Here is a 17,453-nt window from a genome sequence, read left to right as displayed (position 1 = left end):
GTTGACAGGAAAATAAAAGGTGGATCCGAACAATGGTAAATGATACAGAGCGTGCTTTGAAATTATTCATCGTCCTTTCAAGGGCAAGCAAAGTTGTCCTAGAAGAGGCGAATAAACTGATAGAGTCCTATAAGCTGAATCCTACGGAATTTGCTGTCCTCGAACTTTTATACCATAAAGGTAGGCAGCCGATTCAAAAAATCGGTCAAAAAATATTGCTGAGCAGTGGATCAATGACATATGTAGTCGATAAGCTCGAAAAAAAAGGGCTTCTTAAACGCGTGTTTTGCAAGGAAGATAAAAGGGTTACATATATGTCCATCACTGATGCAGGCAAGGAATTGATCGAAGAAATTTTTCCGTCCCATGAAGAAAAGATTAATGAATTGATGTCCGTCCTTTCAAACTCGGAACAGGAAACGGCAATCGAACTGCTGAGGAAATTAGGTTTGTCCATAAAGAATCTGTCTTAATTTCATTCCATAAAAAAGCCGAACAGGATTAACCTGTTCGGCTTTTTTACGGTATTCACGTCTATACTCCGGGCGCTAGCTGCTCGGGTCATAAGATAAAGCTACTACGTGGCAAAGACCGCCACTTCGTATCTTTGTCTTATGCCTGTCGCAGCTAAAGCTGTGACGAAGAACAGCTTTTGGGAGTAAAAGCGAAGCATTACGAGCAGTGGTTCCGAGCGCCCTCCGCTTTTGTTTACTGTATCGTCTGTCCCATATTCAAGAAATCTTCTTTGTAGTTTTCTTCTGGTGTGTCAAACAAAGTAAGTCTTACGACCATACCATCTTTTTCAAAAACAACTCCCGTAACTGGGCCTGTTTCTGTATCCACCTTGAACGCCTTAACGTTATCGATGCCTTTATCAGCCACGTCTGAATAAACATCTGTCAATTCTTCTGGCTCTCCGCCATTACTCGCAGCTTTCAACACTTCTTGCATATTTTCCAATAAATACTCATACGATCCGTCTTCAGCAGGTTGAGTTTCAATCCGCATAAAAGCGTTTGAATTCTCCTCAGCATACAAGCTGTCCCGTCCAGGCTCTTCACTTGTCAATGTATAGCCGGGCAGTACTTCAATTGCATATGATTGCTCATCACTTTCAGTCAATACAGCACCAGCCATCTTATCTGTTGGCTCTTCGACGCCTTCGCTTTCTGAACCAGACTTGGAATCAGAATCTGTTGACGTACCGTCTGTTACGCTGCCATTTGTCTCGTCGACAACTTGTTCTGCGTTATCCGGGTTTGCCCCTTCTTTTTGTTCCGCATTATCAGTTCCACAAGCTGTAAGGAGAATCGCAGCTGCAAATCCTGTGCACACTATTTTCCAATTGAATTTCATTGAAAATCCCTCCTATTCAATAATTGGACGAACGAAGGTGAAAAATGTTTCATTCATCGCTTCCGTGGATGATCGTATAGCGTTTATGATTGACGACTGTCTTTTCCTCGAGTTCCAACTCATCGAAGTTTTCCATATAAGTTAAATCAACGATGACGGAGTTCTCATTCACTTTCTCTACGATTCCTTGCAAACCATCTTTAAACTCTATAATATTGCCAACCTCTGCAATCTTCATTATAAAACACTCCTTAAACAGATTATCTTTTATAGTTTGCCTGAAAAAGCGTAATACGTAAAGTGTTTCATACTAAATAAAAGCGTTTTCATTTGTCGGAAAATGTCGGAAATTGAATTTCTTTTTCTCTATAGAATCCTGTATAATGGTCTTTTAGGTATATCTTACACGGGAGGTATTGCGCATGAAGCGGAAATTGGAAGCTGAAATTGAGTCGACGCGCATGGAATTGATCATAATTGCTGGCCAAAAGGGCTACTCGTCAATAGAGACATTAAAGATAAGCCAAGTGCTCGATCGCTTGATCAATGAATACAATTCTCGTGAAGGAATGCCTGGACAGTTGGAATGGACAGAAAACTAGAAAGGGTGGGGTTACATTGGTAACAATTAAAGACTTTCGAACAGAATTGAACAAAGCTGTCATTGGAAGAGAGAAAGAATTCGATTTGATGCTCATCGCTTTATTGCAGCAGGGACATGTATTGCTTGAAAGTGTTCCCGGCTCCGGTAAGACAATGATGGCCAAGAGCTTTGCGAATGCTTTTAGAGGGGACTTCAAACGTGTCCAATTTACACCGGATGTGTTGCCTTCGGATGTGACTGGCATTCGTTATTATAACCCGCAGTCACAGGAATTCATCCTAAAAGCTGGTCCGGTCTCAACAAATATATTATTGGCAGATGAAATAAACAGGGCGACTCCTCGTACACAATCAAGCTTGTTGGAATCAATGGAAGAGAGGCAAGTGACGATCGATGGGGAAACGGTTCAATTGCCGACACCTTTCATGGTCATTGCGACACAAAATCCGATTGAATCTCAGCAAGGTACGTTCCCATTGCCGGCAGCGCAGTTGGATCGGTTTTTATTCAAACTGAACATCGATTACCCGTCATTTGAAGAGGAGCATGAGATATTGCGTCAATACGGCAAGAATCCTGGCAAAATCATGACAGAGGAGATCATCGATGCCGAAACGGTCGGAAAATGGGCTGCTGAAGCCGCTGAAGTGACAGTACATGAAGATGTGGAGAAATATATATTGAAGATTGTCCGTGCAACTAGGGAGCATCCTTACTTAGATCTTGGTTTAAGTTCCCGTGCCGCTCTCGCAATTCTACAGGCTGCGAGGACGAAAGCTTATATTGAAGGCAGGGATTATGTCACTCCGGATGACGTCAAATATATTCTTCCTCCAGCCGCATTGCATCGGATGGAACTTTCGACGGAAGGGGTATTGACGAAAACAATCGAAGAAGTGCTTGAAGAAATAGCAAGTTCCATCACAGCACCGCTTGAGGCGACTGTCTAATGAAGTGGATACGTTATGAACATGGTTTTAAATCGATTCACCAAGGGATGACCATAACAGCAGTTTTTTTCTTATTCGCCTTCATTTATTTGCAAGTGTGGCTTGCCGCTTGCTTTGCAGCAGTATTTGCGATGCTCGCATTCCAAAATATCTATTTTTCTAAAGTTGGAAATGGTTTGTCAGTCGCTTTTCGTGCGAAGCAGAAGCGGATTTTGATCGGCGAAACGGAAGAGCTCGTCATGGAGTTCGAGAATGGAACTGTGCCCATATGGAATGGAACATTGACTCTCTCGCTTGAAGATGCTGTTGCTCCAAGCGCGGATGATAAGAAGCATTATAGTGGAATCTATGATTTGACGGTCCCTTTTGCTATAGGCGGGAATAAAAAAGTGGAGATCCGAATTCCTCTTGAAGGTAAAAAAAGGGGGATGTCGAGAGTGACAAGGGTCATGTTAGAAATCCCTCATCTATTTGGCGATGGATTTGTCACTATGGAACTGAATGAGCCGATATATTATCAAAGCTTAGTGTATCCTAGGGTGACTCCGCTCGGTAGGGAATTGAAATCTTCGCCTTTCAAACCTGGGGAAATCGAACAGAGACAATCTTTGTTCATCGATTCATTCCAGCCAATTGGTACTCGGGATTATATACAAACAGATCGCTTTGACCAGATTCACTGGAAAGCAAGTGCCAGGATGCAAAAATTGCAGACGAAGGAATTCCTTCCGGTCAGCTCGCAAAGTGTTGTTCTGATGATGAACACAATTGAAAAAGACAGAGGTTTTTTGGACTTTGAAACAAAGGTCGAGCGTCTCGTATCGTATGCAGATTACTGCATGAAGAATGATATTCCGTATTCAGTTGCTATTAATATACGGAGTTTTGGAGCAAAACCGTATTTGATTTTGCCTAGCGGATCAGGAAAAGTGCAATTTCAGAAATTGATGGTTATGCTTGCGAAAATATCGGACAAACATGCGAAATTGCCTTTTGAAGAAATGCTTCAACATATGGAAGGGACGGGACAGCTTTCTCAAACAGTAGTTTTGATCACTCATGAAAATGATCGTATAAAAGCTCTCGCAAAACAATGGGTGAAACGTTATGAAGTCATTTTGGACAATTCCCATGAAAGGAATGAAAGGATTTGGGACAATCAAAATACGAAAAAGACCGGAACCGATTCAACCTATCTGAACGTCTAATTGTCGAAATGTTTCTCCTATCCTATGTATTCATTTTCTTTCTAGGGGAAATTGGATCCGCAATGCCGTATGTATGGATATTCATCTCAATTATGGGAGGAATCATCGCTTATTTCCTGTTTTACAATCGCGATTATTCCCTCGGTTATGGTGCTGGATTGGCACTAGTGCTCACATCATCTTTACTACTTTTCAACGCGCCACTAATGAATATGCTCATATTCTTCGTGTATATTTTGTGGAGGATTCAAGCGAATTTCAACGGGTCCAGAATTCAAGGATGGCCATTTTTGTCGGTCAACACACTTGTTTTCGTAGTGCTTTTTTTCATGGCGAGATTGATTTTTGCCCATAATCACCCAAAAGAACTTATGATGCAGCAATTGATTCTCTTTCTATTAACATCGTTCTTGTACTTCTTTATACGTATGGTTTCGATTACCGTCAATAGTCGGCAATTAGGCAATTTCAAAGTAAGGGAAGCGAGCAAGATTTTCGGTTACATTATCGGATTGGGGGCTGCTGCATTTATTGTCGTCTTCTTTGTTCTTGATCCGGTGAGGAGAGGCGTTATAGGTGTGCTCGGCTTTCTTTTCGGTGGTATCCTAACACTTTTTGGGAAATCGACGGATTCCCTCCTTGAATTTTTTAAATCGGGTTCTGAACGATTCATAGAAGAAAATTTAGAGGAAATAGTAGAAGAATACATCGATTTTAGAATGGATGAGGAGTTGAATACTCACGGTGCCACTTCTTCCATTTTCGAGTATACTTCGTTAGGATTGGTTTTAGTAACCCTTATAGTAATTATCATCATACTTCTACGAAAAAAAGCGAAGAAACGAGAAGTGGAACAACTGGAGACATATTCTTTCTCTTTTAAAGGAAGAAGAGAAAAACCAGAAGAACATCGTCAGTTGTTGTACGACTATTCATCTGCACGGGATGAAGTAAGGAAAACATTCGAACAGTTCGAGAAGGAAGCGCAAGAATACAATTTCAGCCGTTTACATGGGGAAACAGTAAGAGAATGGTTTTCTCGTATGGGCTGGAAGCAGAATGAATGGATATTATCGATTTACAATGATGTCCGCTATGGCTCACGGACACCTTCTGAAGGGGAGCATTCTAAATTTCTCCAAGAGCTCGATCATATTAAAAAAACTTTTTTCAAAAAAGAGGTTTAAGATGTTTTCAAACGGGGGACATTATAATTGAACACAGCAACATTCTCATTTCCCCCTTTTGAGGACGGACCCTATTACAGGATCTGTCCTCCTTTTTTTGTCTGAAACGCTTATAATGGATAATGACAGTAAAGATGGAGGGGTTATGATGGGGAATAAAAAGATTGCATTTATTGGAACAGGTGTAATGGGAAGCAGCATCATTAAGCATTTATTGAGAGCGGACTATGAAGTGACTGTATTCACCCGTACTAAGGAAAAAGCGGAAGCACTAATTGAACACGGAGCAAAATGGGCTGAAACGGCGGGACTAGCAACTGCCGGCGCGGATATCGTTTTGACAATGGTCGGTTATCCAACTGATGTGGAAGAGGTCTATTATTCAGAAGCTGGAATTTTTGAGAATGCACGTGAAGGGATGGTTTTCATCGATATGACGACATCCAGTCCAGCATTGGCGAAAAAAATTGCTGCCGACGCGGAAAAGAGGGGGATTTCCTCAATCGATGCTCCCGTTTCAGGCGGGGATGTCGGAGCGAAAAACGGGACGCTGTCCATTATGTGCGGAGGAAATGAACAGACATTCCAAGAAGTTCTTCCTCTACTGCAAGTGTTCGGAAAGCAAATTGTCTATCAAGGCGAAGCAGGGGCAGGCCAACATACGAAAATGTGCAACCAGATCGCCATTGCAACGAATATGATCGGCGTGTGTGAAGCTCTGGCTTATGGAAAGGAAGCGGGTCTTGATCTAGAAACAGTTCTCAAATCCATTTCCTCGGGTGCTGCGGGGTCTTGGTCGCTTTCAAATTTGGCGCCACGCATGATCAAAGGGGATTTTGAACCCGGTTTTTACGTTAAGCATTTCCTGAAGGATATGAAGATCGCCTTGGCAGAAGCGGAGTTAATGAAATTGCCATTGCCAGGCCTCCAATTGGCGAAGGAAATGTACAATGAACTCGTCGAAGAAGGATATGGCGAAAAAGGGACTCAAGTTTTGTACAAACAATATAGACGCGGATAAAACAAACGGGCTGTCCAGTCAATCAGTACAACTGATTTTCTAGAACTGCCCGTTAATTCGCCTTTTATTATTTACCGTCTAAATAAGACGATCGGAATGATTGTGTGTTGGACACTTTTGGACGTTTTGGAATGAATGTTTGTTTCCTCGTTTTTATCGGTACCTTTTGCTCCCCGACAAACTCACTCAGTAACTCCTTGGCTGTTTTTAAATTCATTCTCTCTTGTGGATTGCGGAAAGTTTGGTCTTGCGTGCCTAAATGAGGAAGGGACGTGAAGTCGCCTTTTTCCGGTAAGGTATGAAAGAGGAAATCGCTGCACTTTACGAGCACAGTGGAGCTTTGCTGGCTAAGCTGAGGATTGTCGACAAAATGCAAGCCGATTTTTTTTGCATCCCCCGACTGAAGCAGCCGTTGGATCGCCTTGTTTTTTAATGAATATAGTTCACGGTTATTCGTTGCTGTTTTCGCATGCCGGTTCACTGTATAAATGGCGATGGCAAGTTGACGAACCGTTTCTTCTTTTTTCAATGGATTCCCCCTCATTTCGTTATGTTCTTCTTAACACTATCATACTGGTTCCCCAAACAATTTCAAAGCGATTTACTCTAGATAACCGAAATATTTGCAAACGGCTATTTTTTTGTCGGAATTAAAGGTATACTTGTAAAATAACGTAGAAAAATCTGTTTCGGCGTCTATAATCAAAATTATTGTACATAGGAGCATAACATGCATGGAGGCATACATGGACAATAACAGACTACAGGAAGCATTGATGATGGAACGGAAAAAAAGATTGGAATACGAACAAAAATACATGTCCGTCATCGATCATAATTTAGATCCAATTATCACGGTCAATCGAAATGGCCGTATTGCATATGCAAATACTGCAGTCCATAAAGCGTTCGGCTACCGATTGAAAGAATTGTCAGGTCGTGCCATTATCGATTTGATCGGCGATGACAAAGTTGGCGACTTCAAGAATTTTTTATCGCGTTCATTTTCCGGAGAATCGATTGAAATGGAAGGGATACTGTTCTTTCATAAACGGGGCCAATATTTATCCGCATACGTGAAGACGATCCCGGTCTCGGTCCGGGGAGAAATACGGGAAATCCACTTAATTTTAAGGGATACTTCTTATCATAACAAGAACAATGAAAGACTTTTATTCCTATCGTACCATGACCAGCTGACAGGCTTATGGAACAGGAGAGCAATGAAAGAACATTTTAATGTAGATGCAGAGTATGCCATTCGAAGTGATGAGAAGCTCTCATTAATACATTTAGATTTGGATCGTTTCAATACGATCAATGATTCAATTGGAAGAAACGGTGCAGATGAAATCCTGAAGAGGGTCGCAGATCGCATTAAGGTAGTTTGTCCAAAAGAGGGAAAGCTATATAGGAATGGCGGGGATGAATATATCATCTTGCTTCAAAACCACTCCATTGAAAAAACTGAAAAGCTTACACAGAAGATATTAAGTGATTTTACAAAACCGTTCTATTTCAATCATCAGGAGTATTTCCTTTCATCCTCGATTGGTATTTCAGTTTACCCTGACGACGGAACGTCATTGGAAGAGCTGCTCCAAAAAGCTGAGCAAGCTGTACGTTATGTAAAGGAACGTGGACGCTCTCATTACCGGTTTTACCGTGAAGAAATGAACACTTCCTTCACCGATGCAGCTTTAATGGAAGCTCATTTGCGCCGTGCAATTGAATTTAATGAGTTAGAACTCCACTATCAGCCGCAAGTGAATTTGCAAACCGGTGAAATTGACAGTTTCGAAGCATTGTTAAGATGGAATAACCGGAAGTTCGGTTTTGTTTCTCCAGCCGAATTCATTCCGTTGGCGGAGGAATCAGGTTTAATCCATTCAATTGGCGATTGGGTGCTGGAAATTGTATGCAGGCAGTTAAAGGAGTGGCAGGATAAGCAGTTCAGACCTGTCCGTATTGCGGTCAATATCTCTTCCAAACAATTCCGGACAGGCGCATTTGCAGAAAAAGCAAAAAACGTCATTGGTAAGCATGGAATCCATCCCTCGTCTTTTGAAGTTGAAATAACGGAAACTGCTTTGATGTATATGAAGGACACATTATCCACCTTACAGAAATTAAAGGAAATCGGAGTGACGATTTCAGTCGATGATTTTGGGACGGGCTATTCTTCACTTAGTTACTTAAAGCAATATCCGATTGATATTATAAAAATCGACCGCTCATTCATCAAAGATATTGAACTCGATGAAAAGAACGAGGCGATTGCGAAGACAATCATTAACCTTGCCCACAGTCTCGGGATGCAAGTCATCGCGGAAGGCGTGGAGAAAGATTTGCAGGCGAAGATCTTGAGAGAAGCGGATTGCCATAAGGCACAAGGCTTTTTATTCAGTAAAGCAATCCCAGCCTCGGAAATCGTTGAAAAGTATTTTACATAATTTATAGATGAGACTTCCTGCAACGAGGCGAATATGCCACGAAAAAGGAAGTTTTTTTATTTTGCAGTAGTCGTCTAATGCAGAAAATTATGATATAATTATGAGTGAATATTCATTCATTGGAAATGGGGGATTATCATGTTTACAGACAAAGTGATTATCGTTACAGGCGGATCTAGCGGTATGGGGAAATCCATGGCGAAAAAATTTGCCGACGAAGGAGCTCATGTCATTATTACTGGGCGTGATACTGAACGCTTGGAAGCTGCACGGGTAGAAATCGGGGAACGTGCGTATACTTATCAGATGGACGTGCGCAACATTGAAAATGTACAAGGCATGGTCGAGTTTGCAGACGAGAAGTTCGGGAAAATCGATGGTCTCGCGAACAATGCAGCCGGAAATTTCCTTGTACATGCAGAAGAGCTCTCTCCGAATGGCTGGAATGCCGTAATCGATATCGTGCTGAATGGAACTTTTTATTGCACGAGTGCAGTCGGCAACTACTGGATCAAAAAAGGTCAAAAAGGTTCCATATTGAATATGCTTGCAACGTATGCCTGGGATGCAGGTCCGGGTGTTGTCCATTCGGCTGCCGCAAAGGCTGGTGTCATGTCATTGACGCGTACGCTTGCTGTTGAATGGGGACGGAAGTTTGGATTCAGAGTGAATGGAATTGCACCTGGCCCAATTGAGAGGACAGGCGGAGCGGAACGTTTATTCCAATCGGAGGAAGCGGTGAAGCGGACGATCAACTCTGTCCCGCTCGGACGAGTAGGCAAGCCTGAAGAAATCGCCGAATTAGCAGCCTTCATCATGTCAGACAAAGCCTCCTACATGAACGGCGAAATCGTCACGCTCGACGGTGGACAATGGTTGAATCAATATCCTTTCTAATGTAGAGTCTATCCGGTCGATGAAAACTCTAGTGATACGCGCAGTGTATTATTGATTGTAGCGGAGGGCGACGACTCCTGCGGGAACAGCACGAGCTGAAAGCCCCGCAGGAACGCAGTGACGAGGAGATTGAAGCCGTGCCCGCGGAAAGCGTTCGCCTGTAGCGGAAATCAACAGTGTTATGTATTTTATTCCCCAACCTGCACATCCTAATTCCAATTGGTGCAATAGGGGAGGTAGTATCCATAATGGCTATATGGATTTTTCCGTTAGCAATCGTCTTTGCAATCATCGGACTTATCGGATGGAGAGCGGTCAGGAAATGGGATGCTATAGCTGCAACGTCATTTAATGATAAGGATCATAGAATACCGGAAGCTGTGGAAGATCATCCGTTTTCATTGAACCCGATCATCTGGGTAATCGGTGTGGCGTCGCTGTTCATACTGTTTGTCATTTTCTATTACTGGGCCTCTTCCAATTAGGGAGAGGTTTTCTTATGAATCCTTTTTCATATTTCAATGGGATGTTCACTAACTAGTATGGTATGATAGAATTGTAGAATTTGGTATACAGCTTATGATCAGAAGGAGCGATTTTCAATGATTTCTGTAAATAACAGGGATTTTCTTCAGGTGCCGATTGCAGATTATCTAATTCCTGCAGAGAAAGTGGCATGTGTCCAAATCGGCAATAATGCTGAACACGCCCTTCTAGTCCTGACGAAGACCGGTTATTCAGCAATACCTGTCATTGACGTTAAGAACCAACTAAGGGGATTGCTAGGTATCGGGATGATTACAGACTCAATCTTGGGCATGGAACGGATCGAATACGAAAAACTTGCCGACTTGAGAGTAGACCACATCATGCAAACTGACATTCCTACAATTATAACAACTGATAAATTTCAAAAAGGATTAGATTTGCTTATTAATAACACATTCTTATGTGTCACTGAAGAAGATGGCACATTTGCGGGTATACTGACAAGAAGAGTCATGTTGAAGGAATTCAAAAAATATCTTTACACGAAATAATTTTTGTTCAATGAATTTTTCCTTGAATAGAAGGCTCCATTTGGGGCCTTTTGCTATTTCTCGGGCTTTTTGGTGGAAAGGAGAATGTAAATGAATATACATAAAAAGACGAATCGGCCATTTGTCCTCATCTCAGTCATGCTAGCAATGTTTGTCGGTGCTGTAGAGGCGACAATTGTTTCAACGGCGATGCCTGCAATTGCCGGAGAACTAGGTGGCTTTTCCAGATATAGTTGGATATTTTCAGCCTATTTGCTTATGAGTACCGTCACTGTTCTCATTTATGGGAAACTGGCGGATCTGTTCGGCCGAAAGCCAATATTTTTCGTCGGCTTATCCATTTTCCTGATCGGTTCAATTCTTTGCGGGTTTGCTTCAACGATGGAGCAGCTAATTGTCTTCAGATTGATACAAGGTTTAGGAGCAGGGGCTGTCATGCCGATCGCAACGACAATTGTTGGGGATATATACTCAACTGAGGAACGCGCTAAAATCCAAGGGTATTTATCGAGCGTGTGGGGCGTCTCTGCGGTGTCCGGTCCAGTTATCGGAGGTTTAATTGTTCAGTATTGGGATTGGAAGTACGTGTTCTGGGTTAATGTACCCCTAGGCTTGCTAGCAATGCTCGGGATTTATTTCTTTCTTCAAGAGCCTGCAACTGAAAGAAAAGTGGCTATTGACATTAAGGGAGCCGCATTATTAACGACATCCTTATCGATCATCCTATTTTGGCTCGTCGAAGGAGGACAATCCTTTAGCAGATCTTCTTCAGTAAGTCTTCTCCTCATTATTTTAGGCGCAGGGCTATTTACGTTGTTCATTTGGATTGAAAGGAAGGCGGAAGATCCGATGATGCCTTTCTCCATTTGGAAGAACCCCGTAATCCTTTATGCCAATCTCGTTTCTTTAACTACTGGCGTTATTCTTATTGGCATCTCCTCGTATTTGCCTACTTATGTGACGGGTGTTATGGAACAGACGGCCATGATTGCCGGTTTTACATTGACAGCGATGTCAATTGGATGGCCAATTGCTTCTTCTGTCGCCGGACATTTGTTGATCAGGTTCGGAACTTTTTCAGTTTCGTTTGCAGGCGGAATCTCCCTAGTGGTCGGTTCACTAATGTTTGTTTGGATGAGTGGGGACTCGGGTCCTTTATGGGCTGCGTTTTCGAGCTTTTTTGTAGGAGTCGGAATGGGCTTAACGAGCACTTCCTTCATCGTAACGATTCAAGGAGCAGTCAGCCATGAACAGCGGGGATCCGCAACCGCGGCGAATATGTTCATGAGAAATTTCGGAAATACTGTCGGTGCAGCAATTTTCGGTGCAGTATTAAATGCATCACTATTGTCATCCTTCCGGGAAAGAAATCTCGATTATGAAGTAAATGATATTAATCTTTTATTGACGGAAGAGTCGAGGTCGACATTGCATGCTTCAAAGATGAATATTCTGCAACAATCGCTAGATGGATCTTTGCAATGGGTGTATGTAGCCGTACTCATTTTTGCAATCATCAGCCTGTTGCTCATATTGCGGATACCAAGGGGAAAGGTGGTTCTTCATGACGACAACTGAGTTGGAGATCATTAAAGCATTGGCGGAAGAAGGAAATATGCGTAAGGCGGCTGAACGGCTTTTTTTATCCCAGCCCGCCTTATCACAACGTCTTCAGACAATCGAAAAGGAGTGGGGAACATTGCTGTTCATCCGTTCCCAAAAGGGACTGGAGCCTACTCCAGCAGGCGAGCTTGTCATTTCATTTGCTAAAGAGACTATCTTGAAAAAAGAGGAAACTGCCGAAATGATTGCATCGTTGGCAGATAGAGTGCACGGTACCCTTAAAATCGCTTGCGCATCAATCGTCGGTCAGACATGGTTGCCGCAAGTGTTGAAAGAGTTCGTAAGAATGTATCCTGATGCGAAGATCTCATTGATGACAGGGTGGAGCTCGGAAATTGTGAAAGCTCTGTATGAAGGTGAGGCGCATGTCGGAATAGTGCGAGGTCAAGTGGATTGGAAAAGCAGAAAGTCTTACTTGTTCAGGGACCGGCTCTATTTGGTCGATCAGGAAATCACGTCCATCAATGAACTGACAGGAACGGAGCGTCCGTTCATTCAATTTAAAAGTGATTCCAATTACTATATGGAAATCCAGCGATGGTGGCAGCGTCATTTCTCACAGTATCCAAAGAGGCAAATTACGGTCGATCAAATCGAAACTTGCAAACAGCTGGCATTGAACGGAATCGGCTATGCGATTTTGCCGTCCATCACTTTGACGGGTGATGAGAAAGTGAATAAAATCCCTTTGCTGAATAGCGAGGAAGAATTTGAATTGACGAGGGACACATGGTTGATAGGGTATGATTCCACTTTTGAACTGAAGCAAGTGAGCGCTTTTACCGAAGTACTTACATCCCATGCCGAAAGATTAAGAAAAGAATTGAAGTAAATGGAACTTTCCTAATTTTACTACGTACTAATTAGGAAGGTACATAGAATATTGGTGGTGGCCAATAGGGGGGATCGTATATGTTGAAGAAACAATGGGGAATCATTATCGTCATATTTGCATTTTACTTATTCATGCCGGCGATCCATGCTTCAGCCGCGCCTGAGCTAAAAGTGAAGGTAACTGCAGGCTTTGACGGAAAAGCGAAATACGGCAAAGGGGCGCCAATTACGGTCGTAATTGAAAATAGCGGAACAAGCTCTTTTAATGGCGACATGGTCATCGATACGCAACAGTCATATGAGTCAGGTGTTGGAGAGGTTTTTCCACTGGACATAGGGGCGGGCGAAACGAAAACTGTGACATTCATCAATCAAAAAATGTTCGATTACAACATGTATGGGATGAATGGCAAATCCATCTTTTTTTATGATGGAGGTTGGAAAACAGGCAAGGAGATCGATCATAAAGGGACCCAACAAATTACTGTCGCGATGTTTCATGACGACACGAAAATCATGACAGCTTTCACGGATAATATCGATCGTTTATCCGCCTTGAAAGGAATCCGGTTAACTAATTTTCCGAGTACTCAAATGATAGACGCTTCGAAAATTGCATTGTTACCTGAAGAGGCAGCTGGATGGGGGCCGACGGATATGATCATCGTGGATGAATATCCAATTGCAGACATGTCCGCAGCGGAGCAGCAAGCTCTTCTAGATTGGGTCCGCTCGGGCGGCGTTATCATTTTTGGCGGATCCGATCATGTGGAAGTGGAGTCGGGTATATTTGCCGAACATTTGCCATTGGCGTTCAACGGAAAGACAACAATCAGCCCGGAAGTTTTCAATGCATGGACGTCGAGAGAGGATTTTGAACAGGAAATCACTGTGGCCGCAGCAACTCTGAATCCCGATTCAAAAATCGTTTTCTCCAAAGGAGCGGACATTCTTGCTGCTTCCAAGCCGCTTGGAAAAGGTTTAGTTTTGCAAACTGCTTTTTCGGCAGGAGATGAACCGTTTTCCAAAATGCAAGGGGCCGTAACGGTGTGGAGAATATTACTCGATTTGTCGAGCCAGTCAGTAGTTGCGGGCGGCATGATGCCGTATTACAACGATCCGATGGAATCATTGCGGTGGACGATCGGCAATTCGAATGAACTTTTTCCTTCATTTAAAGTATCGGCCCCGCTTCTATTTGGTGTAATCATCTTTTACATTATTATTATCATTCCGGTCTTGTATATTATCTTAAAAAAGAAAGACAAACGGGAACATACATGGTGGATCATTCCTGCCATTTCAGTTGCGGTATCCGTCTTTATCTTTGCTTATGGAGCCCGTGATCGGATTGGCCAAGCGCAACTTCAACAAACGTCTGTATTCGATGTTGAACAGGACGGCAGGTTGACCGGTTATTTCGTCGAGTCGATCTTGACGAACAAGGCAGGAGACTTTGTTTTCTCAGCGCCGAAGGAAACGACAATCTCCACATACACCCCTTACTCGATGGGGCTATTCAGACCGTCTTCAATGGGGGCAAATTCACATAAACGGGCAGTTCTTGAGAGAAGTGCGACAGGTTCGAACTTGCACTTACGGGATATTGGCTATTGGGATGTCGCGACAGTCTACGGACAAACGACGTTAGACCCAATCGGGAGTTACGATATTGACTTGACAGTAAAAGACAAGCAATTGACAGGTGAGATTACAAATAACTTTCCATTCCCTGTGACAGAACTTGCCATCTGGTCGGGAAGGAGTCGCATAAAAGTCGGGGATTTAGGTCCAGGAGAAACGATAAAGGTGAATGAGACCTTGAAAACGTCAACTTTGGTCCAAAAACTATCCTCCAATTCTTCGATGTACATGGGGCATATGCCCACTACAACAGATGACTTGGAAAAAATGAGAAAAGATAGCCTTATTTCATTTTCAGGCGATTTTATGAGTAGCGGCTCCAAGCCTGTACTTATCGGCTATACGGATACAAAAATTGTTCCGATTGAACTGGAGAAAACAAAAGCTGACACGGATTCCTTAACATTGTTGTCGCAAGCGTTCACGCCGAAAGTTGAGTTTAGCGATAACTTTACGGTGGATCCTGAAATGATGATAATGAACCTCATATCTGAAGTAAATAACATTCAGGCCCATCCGGTTGGTTATTCGGCGAATATGTATTATTTTGATGAGGATACGTATATTCAAACTTGGCAAGTCCCAGAAGATTTGATGCAAAAAGTATCTGCGTGGAAATCAATGGACATTTCAAAAATACAAAAGCAGTTATACACTTTGCAAATATGGAATGCTAAAACAAAAGCGTACGATCCGCTTGAATCCGAAAGTAAATTGACGTTGGATTCGATAGATGACTATATAACGGAAGATGGAAAAGTGACGTTCAAGTTGGAGTTCATTAATAAGCAACGAGGCAATGAAGGGCATGCTCCTCATATTAAGTTGCATGGCGAGGTGAAAAAATGATTGAGATTAAAGGGTTAACGAAAAAGTATGGCCAATTCACCGCGCTCGATGATTTGAATTTAACGTTGCATGAAGGAACTGTATTCGGTTTTGTCGGTGCGAACGGTGCCGGTAAATCTACGACGTTCTTAATTATCTCCACATTATTGCAGCCGACTTCTGGCGACGTAATCATTAATGGGGTCAGCGTGCGGGAAAAACCTGCAGATATCCGAAAATTGATTGGTTATATGCCCGACTTTTTCGGGGTGTATGACCAGTTGAAAGCCGATGAATACCTTGATTTCTATGGTGCAAGCTACGGTATTCCTGAAGAGGAGAGGAAGAAGCTCATTCCACAACTGCTGGAATTGGTGAATCTGTCACATAAGAGGTATTCGTATGTTGACCTATTATCCCGTGGAATGAAACAAAGATTATGTCTGGCTAGATGTCTTATTCATGATCCTAAAGTGCTCATCTTGGACGAACCGGCCTCAGGGTTGGACCCCAGGGCACGAATTGAAATGCGAGATATTTTAAAGACGTTGAAAGGCATGGGAAAGACTATTTTAATATCTTCTCATATCTTGCCTGAATTGGCGGAGATGTGTGATGAAATTGGGGTCATTGACAATGGCAAATTGATAGCTCATGGGTCAGTCGCCGAAATCCAGCAAAAACTGCAAGGCGAGAAAATGATAACAGTCCGTTTAGCTGGAAAAATCGCAGAGACGATTGCATTTTTCGAAGAACAGACATTTGTCACCTCGATTGAAAGGCTCGAAGGCGATGAAGGGATTTCCTTCGTTTACAGGGGCGAGGAAGTGGGGCAAATTGAAATGCTTAAACGTGCGATTCTAAGTAATTTACCGATTGTGTCCTTCACGGAGCATGTGACGAACTTGGAGGATGTCTTTATGGAAATAACGAAAGGAGCCGATTGACAATGAATATTAATAACCCGGTTCTTTTTAAGGAATTGAAGCTGAGATTCCGCTCATTCAAAGGCTTTAATGGAATCCTCTTCTTTCTGTTGGCAATGTGCATTTTCGTCTTCGGTTATATATTTTTAACCGTCAATTTGACGGGAACTTCCTACTTCAGGCCAAGCCAAAGCTTTGTCTTATTCGCATTCCTTTCCTATATCCAACTAGGGCTCGTATTGTTTACTGCTCCTGGCTTGACGGCAGGGGCAATCAGCTCGGAAAGGGAAAAGCAGACATTGCCTATTTTGTTGACGACATCACAAAGCTCTTTTCAAATCATCTCCGGCAAGATGCTATCTTCAGTGGCCTTTCTATTGTTGCTCATTGTGGCAGGTCTTCCTGTTTACAGTCTAGTCTTCCTATTCGGGGGGATTTCCCCTGGCGATTTCGTGAAGATATTCCTTTTCCTGTTCGCTACATTGCTAGCCATCGGCAGTATTGGCGTCATGTTCTCGACACTAATACGAAGAACTGTTGTTTCCATGATTGCAACTTATGGCACGATGCTGTTCTTAGCGGTAGTGACCGGTTTTCTTTTCATAATCGTCATACAAATGAAAGCATTTAACCATATGGGGGCCTTAGGAACACCGGTGACTTCACCTTCATATCTCGGCCAGTTTTTAGCCTCCATTAATCCGGCGGTTCTATTTGCGACATTCCTATCGCCAGAGCTCGACCGGTCGATCGCAGAGATGACGAACATCGATTTTCCGATTTGGGCAGGATATTTAATTTTTTATGCAATCATTACTGTGTTGGCACTGTTCATTGCTGTGAAAAAACTTCGAGTCAATATGAAAAGATTAAAATGATGGG

At 42.7% G+C, this 17,453-nt stretch carries 18 protein-coding genes; 15 read left to right on the top strand and 3 right to left on the bottom strand.

The window, feature by feature from the left end; translation table 11 throughout:
- Positions 1-32: 32 nt before the first annotated feature.
- Positions 33-473: a MarR family winged helix-turn-helix transcriptional regulator gene (locus AB1K89_RS03345; RefSeq protein ID WP_413053350.1), complete on the top strand. Its 441-nt coding sequence runs from the start codon at positions 33-35 to the stop codon at positions 471-473.
- Positions 474-708: 235 nt separating this feature from the next.
- Here the strand turns inward: AB1K89_RS03345 and AB1K89_RS03340 are convergent, their stop codons facing one another.
- Together AB1K89_RS03340 and AB1K89_RS03335 are read right to left on the bottom strand one after the other, a co-directional pair.
- Positions 709-1,356, bottom strand: a complete 648-nt coding sequence (locus tag AB1K89_RS03340; RefSeq protein ID WP_413053349.1) for a hypothetical protein — start codon at positions 1,354-1,356, stop codon at positions 709-711.
- Between the two features lie 49 nt (positions 1,357-1,405).
- Entirely contained in the window at positions 1,406-1,594 is a 189-nt protein-coding gene (locus tag AB1K89_RS03335) for a YkvS family protein (protein WP_060210187.1), read from the bottom strand.
- 184 nt (positions 1,595-1,778) lie between these two features.
- Here AB1K89_RS03335 and AB1K89_RS03330 point away from each other — a divergent pair, with 184 nt between their 5' ends.
- The 5 genes from AB1K89_RS03330 to AB1K89_RS03310 all read left to right on the top strand — a co-directional run bounded on the left by AB1K89_RS03330 (position 1,779) and on the right by AB1K89_RS03310 (position 6,326).
- Positions 1,779-1,958 (top strand): aspartyl-phosphate phosphatase Spo0E family protein, encoded by a 180-nt coding sequence (locus tag AB1K89_RS03330; RefSeq protein WP_413053348.1) that lies wholly within the window; start codon positions 1,779-1,781, stop codon positions 1,956-1,958.
- Positions 1,959-1,974: 16 nt separating this feature from the next.
- A complete protein-coding gene (locus AB1K89_RS03325) occupies positions 1,975-2,910 on the top strand; it encodes an AAA family ATPase (RefSeq protein WP_413053347.1) in 936 nt (311 codons plus the stop codon).
- Positions 2,910-4,118: a DUF58 domain-containing protein gene (locus tag AB1K89_RS03320; protein WP_413053346.1), complete on the top strand. Its 1,209-nt coding sequence runs from the start codon at positions 2,910-2,912 to the stop codon at positions 4,116-4,118. The genes AB1K89_RS03325 and AB1K89_RS03320 overlap by 1 nt, the downstream gene beginning before the upstream one ends.
- Complete coding sequence (locus tag AB1K89_RS03315; RefSeq protein ID WP_413053345.1) at positions 4,061-5,305, top strand: hypothetical protein; 1,245 nt, start codon at positions 4,061-4,063, stop codon at positions 5,303-5,305. Before AB1K89_RS03320 ends, AB1K89_RS03315 begins: the two co-directional genes overlap by 58 nt.
- Positions 5,306-5,453: 148 nt before the next feature.
- Positions 5,454-6,326, top strand: a complete 873-nt coding sequence (locus AB1K89_RS03310) for an NAD(P)-dependent oxidoreductase (RefSeq protein ID WP_413053344.1) — start codon at positions 5,454-5,456, stop codon at positions 6,324-6,326.
- 67 nt (positions 6,327-6,393) lie between these two features.
- Here AB1K89_RS03310 and AB1K89_RS03305 read toward each other — a convergent pair whose 3' ends face one another.
- Positions 6,394-6,855, bottom strand: a complete 462-nt coding sequence (locus AB1K89_RS03305) for a YkyB family protein (RefSeq protein ID WP_413053343.1) — start codon at positions 6,853-6,855, stop codon at positions 6,394-6,396.
- 217 nt (positions 6,856-7,072) lie between these two features.
- Between AB1K89_RS03305 and AB1K89_RS03300 the strand changes: the two genes are divergently transcribed.
- The 9 genes from AB1K89_RS03300 to AB1K89_RS03260 all read left to right on the top strand — a co-directional run bounded on the left by AB1K89_RS03300 (position 7,073) and on the right by AB1K89_RS03260 (position 17,449).
- Positions 7,073-8,779: a putative bifunctional diguanylate cyclase/phosphodiesterase gene (locus tag AB1K89_RS03300; RefSeq protein ID WP_413053342.1), complete on the top strand. Its 1,707-nt coding sequence runs from the start codon at positions 7,073-7,075 to the stop codon at positions 8,777-8,779.
- A 138-nt stretch (positions 8,780-8,917) separates the two neighbouring features.
- Positions 8,918-9,676: a 2,4-dienoyl-CoA reductase gene (gene fadH / locus AB1K89_RS03295; protein WP_413053341.1), complete on the top strand. Its 759-nt coding sequence runs from the start codon at positions 8,918-8,920 to the stop codon at positions 9,674-9,676.
- A gap of 248 nt (positions 9,677-9,924) precedes the next feature.
- On the top strand, positions 9,925-10,161 hold the full coding sequence (locus tag AB1K89_RS03290; RefSeq protein ID WP_413053340.1) for a hypothetical protein: 237 nt from the start codon (positions 9,925-9,927) through the stop codon (positions 10,159-10,161).
- Positions 10,162-10,278: 117 nt separating this feature from the next.
- The gene (cbpB, locus tag AB1K89_RS03285; RefSeq protein ID WP_413053339.1) at positions 10,279-10,716 is read left to right on the top strand and encodes a cyclic-di-AMP-binding protein CbpB; all 438 of its coding nucleotides are present in this window, start codon (positions 10,279-10,281) and stop codon (positions 10,714-10,716) included.
- 90 nt (positions 10,717-10,806) lie between these two features.
- Positions 10,807-12,294, top strand: coding sequence for an MDR family MFS transporter (locus AB1K89_RS03280; RefSeq protein ID WP_413053338.1), 1,488 nt, complete (start codon positions 10,807-10,809; stop codon positions 12,292-12,294).
- A complete protein-coding gene (gene ccpC / locus AB1K89_RS03275) occupies positions 12,281-13,171 on the top strand; it encodes a transcriptional regulator CcpC (RefSeq protein WP_413053337.1) in 891 nt (296 codons plus the stop codon). The genes AB1K89_RS03280 and ccpC overlap by 14 nt, the downstream gene beginning before the upstream one ends.
- An 80-nt stretch (positions 13,172-13,251) precedes the next feature.
- Positions 13,252-15,666 (top strand): DUF8725 domain-containing protein, encoded by a 2,415-nt coding sequence (locus AB1K89_RS03270; protein WP_413053336.1) that lies wholly within the window; start codon positions 13,252-13,254, stop codon positions 15,664-15,666.
- Complete coding sequence (locus AB1K89_RS03265; protein WP_413053335.1) at positions 15,663-16,592, top strand: ABC transporter ATP-binding protein; 930 nt, start codon at positions 15,663-15,665, stop codon at positions 16,590-16,592. The genes AB1K89_RS03270 and AB1K89_RS03265 overlap by 4 nt, the downstream gene beginning before the upstream one ends.
- Before the next feature lie 2 nt (positions 16,593-16,594).
- On the top strand, positions 16,595-17,449 hold the full coding sequence (locus AB1K89_RS03260) for an ABC transporter permease (RefSeq protein ID WP_413053334.1): 855 nt from the start codon (positions 16,595-16,597) through the stop codon (positions 17,447-17,449).
- The last annotated feature ends 4 nt before the right edge of the window (positions 17,450-17,453 follow it).

Source organism: Sporosarcina pasadenensis (assembly GCF_047228845.1).
GTDB lineage: Bacteria > Bacillota > Bacilli > Bacillales_A > Planococcaceae > Sporosarcina.
Note: the sequence above shows the minus strand (reverse complement) of the source record. Positions and strands in the feature narration are given on the sequence as shown.

Excerpts from the sequence above, each read along its gene's own strand:
- cbpB (WP_413053339.1), top strand. The coding sequence starts at position 10,279 with ATGATTTCTGTAAATAACAGGGATTTTCTTCAGGTGCCGATTGCAGAT.
- AB1K89_RS03270 (WP_413053336.1), top strand. The coding sequence starts at position 13,252 with ATGTTGAAGAAACAATGGGGAATCATTATCGTCATATTTGCATTTTAC.
- AB1K89_RS03260 (WP_413053334.1), top strand. The coding sequence starts at position 16,595 with ATGAATATTAATAACCCGGTTCTTTTTAAGGAATTGAAGCTGAGATTC.
- fadH (WP_413053341.1), top strand. The coding sequence starts at position 8,918 with ATGTTTACAGACAAAGTGATTATCGTTACAGGCGGATCTAGCGGTATG.
- AB1K89_RS03320 (WP_413053346.1), top strand. The coding sequence starts at position 2,910 with ATGAAGTGGATACGTTATGAACATGGTTTTAAATCGATTCACCAAGGG.
- AB1K89_RS03310 (WP_413053344.1), top strand. The coding sequence starts at position 5,454 with ATGGGGAATAAAAAGATTGCATTTATTGGAACAGGTGTAATGGGAAGC.
- ccpC (WP_413053337.1), top strand. The coding sequence starts at position 12,281 with ATGACGACAACTGAGTTGGAGATCATTAAAGCATTGGCGGAAGAAGGA.
- AB1K89_RS03345 (WP_413053350.1), top strand. The coding sequence starts at position 33 with ATGGTAAATGATACAGAGCGTGCTTTGAAATTATTCATCGTCCTTTCA.
- AB1K89_RS03340 (WP_413053349.1), bottom strand. The coding sequence starts at position 1,356 with ATGAAATTCAATTGGAAAATAGTGTGCACAGGATTTGCAGCTGCGATT.
- AB1K89_RS03265 (WP_413053335.1), top strand. The coding sequence starts at position 15,663 with ATGATTGAGATTAAAGGGTTAACGAAAAAGTATGGCCAATTCACCGCG.
- AB1K89_RS03290 (WP_413053340.1), top strand. The coding sequence starts at position 9,925 with ATGGCTATATGGATTTTTCCGTTAGCAATCGTCTTTGCAATCATCGGA.
- AB1K89_RS03330 (WP_413053348.1), top strand. The coding sequence starts at position 1,779 with ATGAAGCGGAAATTGGAAGCTGAAATTGAGTCGACGCGCATGGAATTG.
- AB1K89_RS03280 (WP_413053338.1), top strand. The coding sequence starts at position 10,807 with ATGAATATACATAAAAAGACGAATCGGCCATTTGTCCTCATCTCAGTC.
- AB1K89_RS03335 (WP_060210187.1), bottom strand. The coding sequence starts at position 1,594 with ATGAAGATTGCAGAGGTTGGCAATATTATAGAGTTTAAAGATGGTTTG.
- AB1K89_RS03300 (WP_413053342.1), top strand. The coding sequence starts at position 7,073 with ATGGACAATAACAGACTACAGGAAGCATTGATGATGGAACGGAAAAAA.